This window comes from Lebetimonas natsushimae, assembly GCF_002335445.1.
GTDB classification, from domain to species: Bacteria; Campylobacterota; Campylobacteria; order Campylobacterales; family Nautiliaceae; genus Lebetimonas; species Lebetimonas natsushimae.
Map to the genome: position 1 here is coordinate 366,234 of NZ_BDME01000002.1, position 13,383 is coordinate 379,616.

The 13,383-nt window shown below is 30.1% G+C and carries 16 protein-coding genes; 14 read left to right on the plus strand and 2 right to left on the minus strand.

All coding sequences use genetic code 11. The annotated features are described in order from the left end of the window. Window positions 1-6 precede the first annotated feature (6 nt). From LNAT_RS06345 to LNAT_RS06390, 10 genes are read left to right on the plus strand one after another with little or no spacing between them, the layout of a single operon-like run. Complete coding sequence (locus tag LNAT_RS06345) at window positions 7-825, plus strand: NAD+ synthase (protein WP_096259536.1); 819 nt, start codon at window positions 7-9, stop codon at window positions 823-825. Window positions 826-840: 15 nt separating this feature from the next. After that, window positions 841-1,740, plus strand: coding sequence for a tetraacyldisaccharide 4'-kinase (locus tag LNAT_RS06350; RefSeq protein ID WP_096259538.1), 900 nt, complete (start codon window positions 841-843; stop codon window positions 1,738-1,740). A gap of 12 nt (window positions 1,741-1,752) precedes the next feature. Then, entirely contained in the window at window positions 1,753-2,304 is a 552-nt protein-coding gene (locus tag LNAT_RS06355; protein ID WP_096259540.1) for a tetratricopeptide repeat protein, read from the plus strand. Continuing rightward, window positions 2,301-3,266: a hypothetical protein gene (locus tag LNAT_RS06360; RefSeq protein WP_096259542.1), complete on the plus strand. Its 966-nt coding sequence runs from the start codon at window positions 2,301-2,303 to the stop codon at window positions 3,264-3,266. Before LNAT_RS06355 ends, LNAT_RS06360 begins: the two co-directional genes overlap by 4 nt. Beyond that, window positions 3,259-4,083, plus strand: a complete 825-nt coding sequence (locus LNAT_RS06365) for a tyrosine-type recombinase/integrase (protein ID WP_096259544.1) — start codon at window positions 3,259-3,261, stop codon at window positions 4,081-4,083. The genes LNAT_RS06360 and LNAT_RS06365 overlap by 8 nt, the downstream gene beginning before the upstream one ends. A 32-nt stretch (window positions 4,084-4,115) precedes the next feature. Beyond that, window positions 4,116-4,424, plus strand: a complete 309-nt coding sequence (locus tag LNAT_RS06370; protein ID WP_096259546.1) for a hypothetical protein — start codon at window positions 4,116-4,118, stop codon at window positions 4,422-4,424. Continuing rightward, window positions 4,424-5,056, plus strand: a complete 633-nt coding sequence (locus LNAT_RS06375) for a type III pantothenate kinase (RefSeq protein ID WP_096259548.1) — start codon at window positions 4,424-4,426, stop codon at window positions 5,054-5,056. Before LNAT_RS06370 ends, LNAT_RS06375 begins: the two co-directional genes overlap by 1 nt. 9 nt (window positions 5,057-5,065) lie before the next feature. After that, the gene (hisG, locus tag LNAT_RS06380; RefSeq protein WP_096259550.1) at window positions 5,066-5,686 is read left to right on the plus strand and encodes an ATP phosphoribosyltransferase; all 621 of its coding nucleotides are present in this window, start codon (window positions 5,066-5,068) and stop codon (window positions 5,684-5,686) included. Continuing rightward, a complete protein-coding gene (locus LNAT_RS06385; RefSeq protein ID WP_096259552.1) occupies window positions 5,683-6,858 on the plus strand; it encodes a hypothetical protein in 1,176 nt (391 codons plus the stop codon). The genes hisG and LNAT_RS06385 overlap by 4 nt, the downstream gene beginning before the upstream one ends. A gap of 11 nt (window positions 6,859-6,869) precedes the next feature. Further along, window positions 6,870-7,547, plus strand: a complete 678-nt coding sequence (locus LNAT_RS06390) for a class I SAM-dependent methyltransferase (protein WP_096259554.1) — start codon at window positions 6,870-6,872, stop codon at window positions 7,545-7,547. A gap of 2 nt (window positions 7,548-7,549) precedes the next feature. Here LNAT_RS06390 and nth read toward each other — a convergent pair whose 3' ends face one another. Beyond that, window positions 7,550-8,194 (minus strand): endonuclease III, encoded by a 645-nt coding sequence (gene nth / locus LNAT_RS06395; RefSeq protein WP_096259556.1) that lies wholly within the window; start codon window positions 8,192-8,194, stop codon window positions 7,550-7,552. Window positions 8,195-8,248: 54 nt separating this feature from the next. Here nth and LNAT_RS06400 point away from each other — a divergent pair, with 54 nt between their 5' ends. The 3 genes from LNAT_RS06400 to fbaA are packed head-to-tail and all read left to right on the plus strand — an operon-like array spanning window position 8,249 to window position 10,933. Beyond that, complete coding sequence (locus LNAT_RS06400; protein ID WP_096259558.1) at window positions 8,249-8,965, plus strand: YebC/PmpR family DNA-binding transcriptional regulator; 717 nt, start codon at window positions 8,249-8,251, stop codon at window positions 8,963-8,965. Window positions 8,966-8,987: 22 nt separating this feature from the next. Next, a complete protein-coding gene (locus tag LNAT_RS06405) occupies window positions 8,988-9,857 on the plus strand; it encodes a peptidylprolyl isomerase (protein WP_096259560.1) in 870 nt (289 codons plus the stop codon). Between the two features lie 11 nt (window positions 9,858-9,868). Further along, a complete protein-coding gene (fbaA, locus tag LNAT_RS06410) occupies window positions 9,869-10,933 on the plus strand; it encodes a class II fructose-bisphosphate aldolase (protein ID WP_096259561.1) in 1,065 nt (354 codons plus the stop codon). 33 nt (window positions 10,934-10,966) lie between these two features. Here fbaA and LNAT_RS06415 read toward each other — a convergent pair whose 3' ends face one another. Next, complete coding sequence (locus LNAT_RS06415; RefSeq protein ID WP_096259563.1) at window positions 10,967-12,493, minus strand: DUF2867 domain-containing protein; 1,527 nt, start codon at window positions 12,491-12,493, stop codon at window positions 10,967-10,969. A gap of 39 nt (window positions 12,494-12,532) precedes the next feature. Between LNAT_RS06415 and LNAT_RS06420 the strand changes: the two genes are divergently transcribed. Further along, the gene (locus LNAT_RS06420) at window positions 12,533-13,378 is read left to right on the plus strand and encodes a pyridoxal-phosphate dependent enzyme (RefSeq protein ID WP_096259565.1); all 846 of its coding nucleotides are present in this window, start codon (window positions 12,533-12,535) and stop codon (window positions 13,376-13,378) included. Window positions 13,379-13,383 lie beyond the last annotated feature (5 nt).

Genomic DNA, 13,383 nt, shown 5'->3' on the forward strand with positions numbered 1-13,383 from the left:
TTTTTAGTGAAAAGTGAAAAGTTAAAAGTGGAAAATAAACAATGGGAATTGATTGAGAAGTTTTTAATTAAATTTATTTATGAGGAAATTACAAAAACTGGCATAAAAAAAGGTATTTGCGGACTTAGCGGCGGAATTGATTCAGCTGTGGTTGCAGTTTTGGCCAAAAAAGCCTTAGGTGATAATTTTAAAGCTTTTATGCTCCCTAGCCAGTTTTCTTCTCCTTCGAGTATAGAAGATGCAAAAGAATTGTGTAAAAAATTTGACATCGATTATGATATTATCTCGATTGCCCCGCTTCTTGAAGCTTATCCTATTAATGATAAAGTAAGACTTGGTAATTTTTCTGCAAGATTACGTATGGCTGTTCTTTATGACAAAAGTGCTGAACTTAACGCTTTAGTAATCGGGACAAGTAACAAAAGCGAATTAATGCTTGGATACGGAACATTGTGGGGAGATTTGGCAAGTGCCCTGAATCCGATAGGAGATTTATATAAAACAGAAATATTTGAATTTGCAAAATATCTGGGAGTGCCTGAATCTATTATTAATAAACCGCCAAGTGCTGATTTGTGGAAAGGCCAAAGTGATGAAAAAGAACTCGGCTACTCTTATTCCCAGATTGACCCAGTTTTAATTGAATTTGTCGATAACAGAGCAACAAAAGAAGAGTTATTAGAAAAGTTTGATAAAAATTTAGTAGAATTTGTTTTAAAGAAAATTTATCAAAATCAGTTTAAAAGAAAAATGCCTATAATTGCCAAATTAAAATCAAGAACAGTCGGCCATGATTTCTTATACGAAAGAGATATTAAACTTTAAAATGGAAAATAGATAATGAAAAATGGGGAAATAAAAGAAAAAATTTTCAGATTTTTCGAAGAAATGTATTATTCCCCAAAATGGTACCATTATCCAGTTATTTTAGCATTACTTCCTTTTTCTTTTATTTATCTCATTATTGCTCATTTTAAATTTCCAAGAAATTATGAAGATATGAAAATTCCTATTATTTCCATTGGGAATATAATAACTGGCGGAAGCGGGAAGACTCCTTTGGCAATTGCTATTGCAAAACATTTAAAAGATAAAAAAATTGCGGTTGTTTTAAGAGGGTATAAAAGATTAAGTCAGGGACTTGTTGTAGTTAAAGATTTTAATGAAATATTGGTTCCTGTTGAAATAAGCGGTGATGAGGCGATGGAAATTGCTCTCTCTTCAAACGCCGCTGTAATAGTCAGCGAAGACAGAAAAAAAGGAATTGAAAAAGCAAAAGAACTGGGTTGTGAGGTTGTTATTTTAGATGACGGGTTCGATAAACCGTTTAAAAAATTAAATATAGTTATTGATAAAAAACTTAAAAACCCTTTTGTTTTGCCTGCAGGCGGTTACAGATACCCAAGACTTGCACTTAGATTTGCGGATATTATTTTAAGGGAAAATGTGGATTTTAAAAGGAATGTCAAAAAAACAAAGGGCGATGTTTTAATAAGTGCCATATCAAATCCAAAAAGGCTTTTAAAATATGCTGATGTGAAAGAATATAAATTTTTTCCGGATCATTATTTTTTTAAGAAAAAAGATATAAAAGCTTACAGAAATAAAACTATAGTGACAACCGAAAAAGATTATGTAAAATTAAAACAATTCGGTCTTAATTTAAAAGTTATTGAAATGGATTTGGAAATAAACAAAGAAATTTTAGATAAAATTGATGAATATGTTAAAATTTCATAAAAAAGGTAAATAATGGAGATCAAAGAACAACTTAAGCAAGACGAGCAGTTATTAGTCCAAGTTTTTAAATTGGAAAAGTTTATAAAAAAATACAGAATTCAATTAATAGTGGCAGCTATAATTCTGATTGTTTACATGATAGGTAAAACAACATATGATTATATAAAAACCCAGGAACTTATTAAGACCAATAACGCTTTTGATGAACTACTGGCTAATCCGAATGATAAAAAAGCACTTGATATCGTAAAAGAAAATAAAAAACTGTATGAACTTTATCTGTTAAGAGAAGGTAAAAATTTAAATGCAATAACTTCACCCGAGCTTAAAGAATTTGCCGCATATAAACTGGCTATGCAAAAAGGGGATATAAAATCACTTGATAATTATTTATTAAATCCTGAATATAAAGTTTTAAAAGACCCTGTAAGAGTTGCTTTAATAAGAGCTTATTTAAGAAAAGGAAACAGGAAAAAGGCCCTTGAAATATTCAAAGATATGGAACCTAATTCAAAATTTGCAGATATTGCAAAATATTTACTTCATTACGGGATAGCAAAATGAAAAAATATTTATTAATTTTAGCGTTGATTTTTGCAGGTTGTTCAACTAAACATTTCGAACCTGAAAAGGTATATGAGAAAAATTTAAATGAAACGACTCAAAATAAAAAACTAAGTGATTATACATATAAGCATTTAACTTTTGTAAAAACAAAAGGTTTTTTTAAAGAGAAAAAAGAATATTTTGATGAAAACGGTAAAAGTTTGGGCGAATTTATAAAGATTAATGATGATTTGGCTGCAAACGGTGATAAACTTTTAATAATTTCACAAAAAAAAGTAGTTAAACTTCCTAATCTTGTTTATTCTGCAACAAAAAAGGGCAATTATATAGCGGTGGTGTTTGAAGATAACGAATACGGTATTTACGATTTAGAAAAAAAGACTCTTGTATTCAAAAATTCAGATGACGGAATGATTGAAGGAAGATATATTCATGCAAGTCCTATCTTTTATAATGATTTGGTTTTATTTCCATTATTAACGGGAAATGTTGCCGTTGTTGATTTGAATAAAAAACAATTTATCAGAAATTTAATTATTTCTGAAAAAAATATAAACGATAATGTTATTTTTCTAAAAATAGTAAATGACAGATTGTTTATGGCTACGCCACATGCTTTGGTTTTATTTAACCCTAATTTTTTAATACATTATGATGATGATATAAAATATGTAATAAATAACGGCAGTTATCTGTATATTTTTACAATTGACGGAAGAGTTGTAAAACTTGATACTGATTTGAAAAAAATAAAAGAAATAAAATTGCCCTATGCATCTTTTTCACTTCCGAGCGTGTGCAATGGCAAAATATATACTGTTGAATATGAAGACTATTTAATAGAAATTGATAAAAATTTAAATTACAAAGTGTATGAGGGTGATTTTGATACGGACGAACCTTTAAAAATTCAAAATTGTAAAATTTATAATGATAACAAGGTGTTTGTTATTGAGTAGGTATTTAGAGGCTTTTTTAGAATATCTGCTGATAAACAAAGGCGTAAGCCAAAATACATATGAGGCATATAAAAGGGATCTGGTCCAGTTTGAAAAATTTATTGAAAAGCCGATTATTGAAGCAGATTCTCAGGATGTAATTAAATTTCTTTCAAGTATTGAGAATAAAAGAAGTCTAAACAGAAAATTAAGCGCAATTAATTCATTTTTTGATTTTGCATATAAAAGGAATTTTGTCGGTGAAAAATTTAAAATTAAACAGGCAAAAATACCAAAGACACTTCCAAAATATTTAACAAAAGAAGAAATTTTAAATGCAATATCGCATATAGATTCAAATGCCTCATGGTTTGAATTAAGAGACAGGGCATTGATTTTGTTTTTATATGCCACAGGTCTTAGAATAAGTGAAGCGTTGAATACAAAAACAGGTGATATAGAAAACGGATGGGTGAAAGTTGAAATGGCAAAAGGCGAAAAGCAGAGAATCGTGCCAATTGCCGATATAGCATTAAATGCCTTGAAAGAATATCTGCATAAAAGACCATGCAGCACTGAAATAATTTTTGTAAATAAAAACTGCGATAAACTTAGTCGTATTTCCGCTTTTAATATAACCAAAAAATATCTTAATGTATCTCCGCATGTACTCAGACATTCTTTTGCAACTGCACTTGTTCTGGGCGGTGCTGATTTAAGGGTGGTTCAGGAACTTTTAGGTCATGCTTCGCTGAATACTACTCAAATATATACACATATACAAAAAGAAAATCTTAAAGAAACGGTACTTAAATATCATCCTCTTGAAGAACTTTGAATTAACGGAAAATTGATGATGGATAATGTAAAATGAAAAAGTGTGTGGATATTTTAAGAAAAAATAATATAGTCTGTAAAAAGTTACAAAAAATTGAATTAAACACCAGGAAAAAAATAAATGCATATATGGGGGTTAATATAAAAAATGAATATTGTATCGTTTTTGAAATATTAAAAAAAAGCAGATTTTTAAATAAAGATTATGAGGAACTTTTAAAATTTTTACCAGATGTTAATTTCAGATATAAAAAAAAGATTTTAATTTTACATTCCCCGATTTGCAGCAGGGTTAAAGAAAAAATGAAAGAGTGGAAAATCATTTTAACGGATAATATATAATGAATAATGAAAAATTAATACTTGTGGATATAGGCAATACCAATTTTCATATATGGGAAAATGGATATATTTATGACTTAAAACAGGCTGACAAATTAGAAGGCAGGGTATTTTATATAAGCGTAAATGAAAAAAAAGAAAAAGAATTTTTAAGTTTAAATCCTGATGCGGTTAATTTAAAAGAATATGTAAAGTTTGATACAGATTATAAAAAACTGGGAATTGACAGAATAATGGCCTGTAAAACAGTTGAAATCGGAACAGTAATTGATGCAGGAAGTGCAGTAACAGTAGATTTTATGAAAAAAGGTAAGCACCTAGGAGGAATTATATTTCCGGGAATTTTTGCATATAAAAAGGCTTTTGCTACAATTTCAGATAAATTAAATAAAGATTTCAGAAAACCTGATGATTTTCCAATTTCAACTGAGGAAGCCCTGTGGAGCGGGAGTATTGGTAGTATAATTTGTATGATTGAAAAATACGGCATTAAACCTGTTTATCTCACAGGCGGAGACGGTAAATATTTAAATCAGTTTATCGACGGAATTTATATTGAGGATTTGGTTTTTAAAGGAATGAAACAGACTTTAATTGAAAATGGAAAATGGAGAATGTATAATGAAAAATAAAGGAATCATATGAAAATAGCATTGCCAAAAGGCAGGATTGCCGAAGAGGTTTTGGAAATATTTGAACAGATATTTAATGAAAAGTTTGAATTTGAAAGCAGAAAACTGGTATTTGAAAAAAGCGGATTTAAATTTATGAATGTCAGAAACTGGGATGTTGCTACATATGTTGAAAAACAGGCTGCTGATATTGGAGTTGTAGGTTTTGATGTAATAACTGAGCTTAATTCTGATGTGCTTGAACTTTTTGATCTGGGGCTTGGAAAATGCAGGGTTTCAGTTGCCGGGATAAAAGGTGATGATTCTTATAAAAACAAAACCCAGATAGTTGTAGCCACAAAGCTTGTTAATATTGCTAAAAATTATTTTAATCAAAAAGGAATTCCTGCTAAAATTATTAAGCTTAACGGTTCTATTGAATTAGCCCCTCTTGTGGGACTCAGCGATGTGATTGTAGATATTGTCCAAACTGGCGGAACTTTAAGGGAAAACGGAATGGAGGAAAAAGAAGTTATTATGTATTCATCCGCAAGACTTATTGCTAATAAAAATTCTTTTATTGAAAAGAAAAAAGAAATTTTGGATTTGCTTGATAGGATAAAGGAAGTTTATAAAACTAGAAAGAAATGAAAAAAATAGCATTAATTTTAATATCAACAATTATAAGTATAAGCTGTAATATCTATTTTCCTTCTGCTGTAAGTGTTGATTCAAAAAAGTTATTTTTAATTAATTTAAAAACATCAGATAATAAAAAAATTTTATATATAGATAAAAATACACAAATTAATTCATCAAATATAGGTGAGATTATAGTAACTAAATCAAATGTTAAAATTACTTTTAAATTTCCTTTTACAAAAAATTCTCTGACAAACATTCAAAAAATAAAAAAAATTGAGGATAAAACGGGAAGCGTTACTTTAATATTTAAAGGTGGGGATTATTATATTGAAAATTTAATTGTAAATGACTATGATAAACAAAATTCTTTAAAAACAACTTTTAAAATAAAAACTCCAAATAACAGCAGAATATTTGTAAAAAATTGTGAAATAAAAAATTATAAAAATACTTCTTTTAATGTTGCTTTAAATAAAAATAATTATCCAAATGCTTTATTGCTTTACAGTTTAAACAATTTTAAAATAGATATAAAAGGACAGTTGTTAGGAAATTTTTATTTTTACGGGTATAAGGATTTTTATTTAAAAGCAAATCCGAATAGTTTAGTAAAAGGAGCAATTCATATTGATGGAAAATTTATTAATGATAAAGTAAAAATAAAATATATAAAACCAAAAGATATGTATAAACTTGTTGTATGCAATACCTTACCTCCTAGAGTGAATGAAAAAATAAATAATCAGACACTGCTTGGAATTGATGTAAATAATAACGGTATTAGGGATGATATTGAAAGGTGGGTAGTTAAAAATTATTCAAAAGCGAAATATTCTAAAGTCAAAATTGCAATTGCTCTGCAGTATGCTAAAGCAGCCCAGATAATTATTAAAAATCCTACATATGAGAATAGTAAATATTTGGATAATGCAATAGATTGTCAAACATACTTTGAATCTAAAAAAGCAAAAAAATTGAGGCTTAATGGATATCAATTTATTAAATTTGCTTTAAAACATGATGTTATTACTTCAAAATTTAGAGATATTATTTTTAATACCAATAAAAGACTTAAGCAGTATTTTAAATATAATGAAGAATGCAGCGGTCATGTTTTCGAATCTAATATAGATGACCCAAATGTATGTGTTATTGATATTGATAAATTGGAAGAATAAAAGGATTTAAAATGGCATTAGAACTTTATTCAAAAGTGGAAGAACTGTTTTTAGACAGGGAAGCGGCGGAAATTTTATGGAATAAATTTGTTGAAATTTTTAAAGATTTGGGAATAAAAGAAGTTTTAGATATTGGATGCGGAAACGGAGATTTCTGTCTGCTCTCTAAAAAAAACGGAATTGATATTAAAGGTATTGATTTAAGTAAAGCCCAGGTTAAAAAGGCAATAAAAAAAGGTTGTGACTGCGAGGCTGTGGATGTATGTAAATTGGATAAAATTTATCATTCAGCATCAGCCGTTTTTGATGTTATTAATTATTTAAATGAAAAAGAGTTAAAAAGATTTTTTGGATGTGTTGAGAAAAGAATTGAAAAATATTTTATTTTCGATATAAATACCTATTATGCCATGGAGGATTTGGCAATTGGAACCCTGAAAGCGGAATCAAATGATAAATTTTCTGTTTTATATTCTGAATTTGAGAATCATACACTTATAACAGAAATAACATTGTTTGAAAAAGAAAAAGATGATTGTTATAAAAAATATCAGAAAAAAATTGTTCAATATTATTACAGTGTGGAGGATTTGGAAAAAAACACATCTTTGAAATTAAAAGAGATTATTCCGATTTCTCTTTATGGAAGTGAAGAAGCGGAAAAACTGATTTTGGTCTTTGAAAAATAGTTTTATCTTGCTTTAAAATTTTCTTTTGTAATGCAAAAATCGGTAACAAAGCATTTTTCACATTTTGGATTTTTTGCAGTGCATATATATCTTCCAAATAAAACAAATGCCTGATGCAGTTCGTTTAAGTCTGTTTTAAATGCTTTGATTAAATCTTTTTCAGTTTCTTTTACCGTTTTAGCATCTGTAATTCCAAGGCGGTGGACTACTCTAAAAACATGCGTATCAACAGCCATTCTGTTTTCATTTTCCAGTTCTATTAAAAATACATTTGCGGTTTTGTTTCCGACTCCCGGAAGTTTGATAAGTTCTTTATGGTCTCTTGGAATTTTCCCTCCATATTCGTTTACTACTTTTTTTGCCATTTCAATTATGTTTTTTGCTTTATTATTATAAAAAGAACAGGATTTGATAAGCTCTTTTACATCATTAATATCCGCTTTGGCAAGACTTTGAACGTCAGGGTATTTTTTAAAAAGGGCAGGGGTTATCATATTTACCCTTTTATCGGTACACTGTGCTGAAAGTATGATATCTACCAGAAGTTCATAATCATTATGATAAACAAGTTCTGTTTTGCTACCTTTGTATCTTGCCAGAAATCTTTTTTTAATTTCCTCCAGTTCTTCAGGTGTCCTTAATACCATTTTATAAGTCCTTTTTTTATAGTATAATAACAAATATTTTAGTAAAGGAGTAGAATGGCTGGACATAATAAATGGTCAAAAGTAAAACATATAAAAGCAAAAGAAGATGCTAAAAAAAGTAAAATTTTTACAAAACACGTCAGGGCTATTATGACAGCGGCAAGACAGGGTGGCGGTAATCCTGATAACAATCCTGCATTGCGTTTAGCAATTGATAGAGCTAGGGCAGATGCAATGCCTATGAGCAATATTCAAAGGGCTATTGATAAAGCCACAGGTAATCTTGATGGAGTGACTTTAAGTGAAGTTACTTATGAAGGTTACGGACCGGGCGGTGTGGCTATTATGGTTGAATGTTTGACAGATAATAAAAACAGAACTGTAGCAGCGGTAAGACATGCATTCACAAAAGCTGGTGGAAATCTTGGAACAAGTGGAAGCGTTGCCTGGATGTTTGAGAAAAAAGGTGTAATTGTTGTAAACAGAAGCGACAAGGATGATGAGGTAATGGAAAAAGCAATTGAAGCCGGGGCTGAAGATATAAAAGAATTAGATGAAGTTTTGGTAATTGAAACAGCACCGGAGGATTTCAATGCAGTTTTAGAAGCGGTAAATGGAATTGATGGAATTGAAATACTTGAAAGTAACGTTCAGTTGGTTGCTACAAATGAAAGTGATGTTGATGATGAAACAGCGGAAAAAGTAGAAAGACTTATAGAAGCTTTAGAAGAACTTGATGATGTTCAAAACGTTATTCATAATATGGCATAAAATATAAAATTAAGGAGAAATTATGAAAAAATTAATTAGTTTAGGTTTAGTTGCAGGTGCATTAATGGCATTCCCGGGAATGGGTGGAAAAGGTATGATGGGAGCTGGCCTTGCGGGTGCTCCTATTAAGGGGCTTAAAGATTCAACAGTTTTGGCAACAGTTAACAATAAGAAAATAACAGTAAAAGATGTAAATATTTATCTTCAGGGAATTACAGGAGATAAAAGAATAAGACTTCAGGATCTACCCGCACAGCATGTTAAACAGTTTGTTGATCAATATATTGAAACAATTGAACTTTATCCAAAAGCAAAAGAAATTGAAAAAACTCCTCAGTTTAAAGCGCTTGAGAAAAAAATGGCTGTTGAAGCTTGGCTTAAAAATAAACTTGATTCAATAAAAGTAACAGAGGCAGAAGCAAAAAAATTTTATGAAAAAAACAAAGATATTTATTTTAAAACTACACCAAAAGTTAAAGCAAGACATATTTTGGTAAAAGATGAAAAAACTGCTGAAAAATTAATAAATGAATTAAAAGGCCTAAAAGGTAAAGCACTCGAGGAAAAATTTGCCGAACTTGCTAAAAAATACTCAACTGGTCCTACAAAAGTAAATGGCGGAGAGCTTGGCTGGTTTGATCCAAAACAGATGGTGGCACCTTTTGCTGAAGCTGTAAAGAATATGAAACCAGGGCAAATTACAACTAAACCTGTTAAAACAAGATTCGGTTGGCATGTAATTTTAGTTGAAGATAAAAATGAAAACGCTTATATTCCATTTGATAAAGTTAAACCTCAAATTATTGGATATTTAAAAAGAGTTAAATTACAAAAAGAACTTCAAAAATTAAAATCACAATATAAAGTTAAATATTCAATCCCACAAAAATAAAAGGAGGGGTTATGTTTAGTGAATTTCCAAAAGGTGTATTAACCGGTAGAGAAGCTGCAAAACTTCTTGATATATGTAAAGAAAAGGGATTTGCTCTTCCTGCTATAAATGTTGTAGGGACAAACTCTGTAAATGCAGTAATGGAAGCTGCACGAGATGTAAATATGCCGATAATTATTCAATTCAGCAATGGGGGAGCACATTTCTGGGCTGGAAAAGGACTTGATAATGAAGGGCAAAAAGCTGCAATTTTAGGTGCAATAGCGGGAGCTAAACATATCCATACTCTTGCAGAAGCTTATGGTATCAGTGTAATTCTTCATACAGACCACGCCGCAAGAAAACTTTTACCTTGGATTGACGGGTTAATTGAAGCTAATGCAAAACATAAAGAGAAATACGGCAGACCGTTGTTTTCATCTCATATGTTGGATTTAAGCGAAGAGCCGCTTGAAGAAAATGTAGCAACTTGTAAAGAATATCTTAAAAAATTAAGTGCTCTTGATATTATGCTTGAAATCGAACTTGGTGTGACAGGCGGGGAAGAAGACGGGGTTGACAATACCGGAATTGACAATGCAAGACTTTATACCCAGCCAGAAGATGTTGCTTATGCATATAAGGAACTCAGCGAAGTGAGCGATTTGTTTACAATTGCAGCAAGTTTTGGTAATGTTCACGGTGTTTATAAACCGGGTAAAGTAAAACTTGAACCGATTATTCTTAAAAACTCTCAAGAATATGTAAAAGAAAAATTTAATCTTAATGTGGATAAACCTATCAGATTTGTATTCCACGGAGGAAGTGGAAGCGAACTGTCTAAAATTCACGAAGCAATTGATTACGGTGTTGTTAAAATGAATATTGATACAGATACTCAATGGGCATTCTGGTCAGGTGTGAAATCTTATATTGAAAAATATCATGATTATCTGCAGTCTCAAATAGGTAACCCTGAAGGTGAAGACAAACCAAATAAAAAATATTATGATCCTAGAAAATGGCTAAGAGAGGGTGAAAAATCTATGAAAGAAAGAGTCATTAAAGCTTACAAAGATTTAAAAGCTATTAAATAGAAATCTTCAATAAAAATCCGCTGTTTCTGCGGATTAATTATTTTCTTTTCTACAATCTTTTTGAATTATGTTTTTATACATTTCATCGAATATATATTTATGTGTAAAAAAGAAAAAGTACCAGTAAATATATGAAAAAACATTAATTGGCAGGAAATATGCAGTAAGGGAAAATTGAAAATGGGTTTCATCGATTTTTTTAATTTCTCCCTGTAACCAACCTACTCCCGGCATTTTCATGGTTGATTTGAATCTTATTAATTTATGGTTTGGTGTGTCTTTAAGAGCCGTTACAACCCAAAAATCAAATTTATCACCCACTTTTAACCTTTCAGGTTTTATTATTCTGGCTCCAAGTCCCCTGCCGCCAAGCAGTCTGTCTATGAAAGCCCTTATTTTCCACATCCAGTTAGGAGAAAAATAGCCACAGTTTTTATAATTTAGGCTTTTTAGGTTATAAAACACTTTATCGACTTCTTCTTTTGAAATAATGTTGCTAACTATTTCTTTTAATAATTTATCATTTCTAAGTGCGGTGGAGAATTGTTTCATTTTGAATAGATTAAATACTGAATATTCATAAGGTGTGTTCCACATACATTCAAGCTCGCCTTTGTTTCTTCTTTCGCTGGCAATTTTAATTGCGGTTGAAAAATCGGTCGGTTTTTCAATAATATCCGATTTGTTTCTTACCAAAGCGTTTGAATACAGGCTTTCAACCAAAGGTTTTATAAAATGTTTTTCAATTCCACTGATTCTTGATAGGATAAAAGATATTAGATTATAGTTTTTCAGTAATTTATCTTCTAAAAATTTTGGAAGTCTTATTGTTTTTATGTTTTTATTTAAAATTTCTTTTGCATATCTTTTTACCATTTCAGAATAACTGAGGACTTCGTCTGAAGCAATTTCGATTATTTTATTGTAATATTTTGGATTATCTAAAACTTTAATTAAAGCTTTAATTACATCATCAGCAAAAGTTATCTGACATTTTCCCTCATTTCTAAAATGGGGAATTACAGGTAAAATTTCAGCAGCCGTTCTTATAAGCTCAAAACTCATTGACCCGGCTCCTATAATTATGCCCGCTCTTATTTCCGTAACATTTGGATGGTATTTTCTTAAAAAATCCCCTGTATCCTGTCTTGAAATAAGGTGTTTTGAAATGGTGGGGTCGGTTCTGTCTCCAAAACCTCCAAGATAAATTATCTGTTTAACACCCGCGTCTTTGCATGCGCATGCCACGATTGAAGCCAGGTCGTTGTCTTTTTTTCTGTAATCCTGTTTAGTTTCACTGAGCGAGTGGATTAGATAATATGCAACATCCACACCTTTTAAATTTTCTACAAGTTCTTTGTAATAAGCAGCTGCGATTTCCTGTTCGACAATGCAAATATTTGGTTTGTAACCGTTAAAAAGAGGGGAGTTTTTTATATATTCAAGTCTTCTTTTGTTTCTTGCAAATAAAACTAACTGATAATCTAAATTATATAAGGTACGGGTTAATTTTCTTCCAATATATCCGTTGCTTCCAAATATTGCTATTCTTGGTTTCATTGTTTTCTTTTTGTAAAATTGTATCAAAAAGGGTTATTTATGCAAAATTCTCCAATTACTCCTTTTGAATTTAAAAGCGAATTTTTTCATATTAAAAGAGATGATTTACTTAGGCCTTTTGAGGGTAATAAGGCAAGAAAATTTTATTATTTTTACAAAAATGATTTTCCAAGTGTACAAACAGTTGTTTCTTTTGGAAGTAATCAGTCAAATGCAATGTATGCTTTGAGTGAATTATGCAAATTAAAAGGCTGGGAATTTGTATATTATACAAACCATGTTCCTGAATTATTGAAAAAAAATCCGCAGGGTAATTATTTAGATGCTTTAAAAAACGGTGCTGAAATAGTTGAAATTAATTTAAACGGAGACGAATTAAGAGAATATGTTTTAAGTTTGCAAAATGAAAAAACTTTAATAATAGAAGAGGGTGGGAGAATTAAAGAATCGGAATACGGAATTAAAATGTTGGCAGATGAAATAAAAGATTATGTTAAAAAAAATAATTTAAAAATTTTTTTGCCAAGCGGTACAGGTACAACCGCTTATTTTTTGGCCAAACATTTGAATACGGAGGTCTTGACTGTTCCCTGTGTGGGAGATGAAAAATATTTAAAAAAGCAGTTTGAGCTTTTAGGAGGTGGAAAAATTCCAACAATACTAAAACCTAGAAAAAAATATCATTTTGGAAAACTTTATAAAAATCTGTTTGAATTATGGAGTGAACTTAAAAATGCGGGAATCGAATTTGATTTGTTATATGATCCTATTGGATGGGATACGGTGTTTTATTATGGATTAAAAAATATTTTATATATTCATCAGGGAGGCTTAAAAGGCAATGTTACAATGATTAAACGTTACAAAAGGAAATATGGGTTATAAATTTT

Excerpts from the sequence above, each read along its gene's own strand:
- LNAT_RS06350 (WP_096259538.1), top strand. The coding sequence starts at position 841 with ATGAAAAATGGGGAAATAAAAGAAAAAATTTTCAGATTTTTCGAAGAA.
- LNAT_RS06355 (WP_096259540.1), top strand. The coding sequence starts at position 1,753 with ATGGAGATCAAAGAACAACTTAAGCAAGACGAGCAGTTATTAGTCCAA.
- LNAT_RS06360 (WP_096259542.1), top strand. The coding sequence starts at position 2,301 with ATGAAAAAATATTTATTAATTTTAGCGTTGATTTTTGCAGGTTGTTCA.
- LNAT_RS06370 (WP_096259546.1), top strand. The coding sequence starts at position 4,116 with ATGAAAAAGTGTGTGGATATTTTAAGAAAAAATAATATAGTCTGTAAA.
- LNAT_RS06375 (WP_096259548.1), top strand. The coding sequence starts at position 4,424 with ATGAATAATGAAAAATTAATACTTGTGGATATAGGCAATACCAATTTT.
- hisG (WP_096259550.1), top strand. The coding sequence starts at position 5,066 with ATGAAAATAGCATTGCCAAAAGGCAGGATTGCCGAAGAGGTTTTGGAA.
- LNAT_RS06385 (WP_096259552.1), top strand. The coding sequence starts at position 5,683 with ATGAAAAAAATAGCATTAATTTTAATATCAACAATTATAAGTATAAGC.
- LNAT_RS06390 (WP_096259554.1), top strand. The coding sequence starts at position 6,870 with ATGGCATTAGAACTTTATTCAAAAGTGGAAGAACTGTTTTTAGACAGG.
- nth (WP_096259556.1), bottom strand. The coding sequence starts at position 8,194 with ATGGTATTAAGGACACCTGAAGAACTGGAGGAAATTAAAAAAAGATTT.
- LNAT_RS06400 (WP_096259558.1), top strand. The coding sequence starts at position 8,249 with ATGGCTGGACATAATAAATGGTCAAAAGTAAAACATATAAAAGCAAAA.
- LNAT_RS06405 (WP_096259560.1), top strand. The coding sequence starts at position 8,988 with ATGAAAAAATTAATTAGTTTAGGTTTAGTTGCAGGTGCATTAATGGCA.
- fbaA (WP_096259561.1), top strand. The coding sequence starts at position 9,869 with ATGTTTAGTGAATTTCCAAAAGGTGTATTAACCGGTAGAGAAGCTGCA.
- LNAT_RS06415 (WP_096259563.1), bottom strand. The coding sequence starts at position 12,493 with ATGAAACCAAGAATAGCAATATTTGGAAGCAACGGATATATTGGAAGA.
- LNAT_RS06420 (WP_096259565.1), top strand. The coding sequence starts at position 12,533 with ATGCAAAATTCTCCAATTACTCCTTTTGAATTTAAAAGCGAATTTTTT.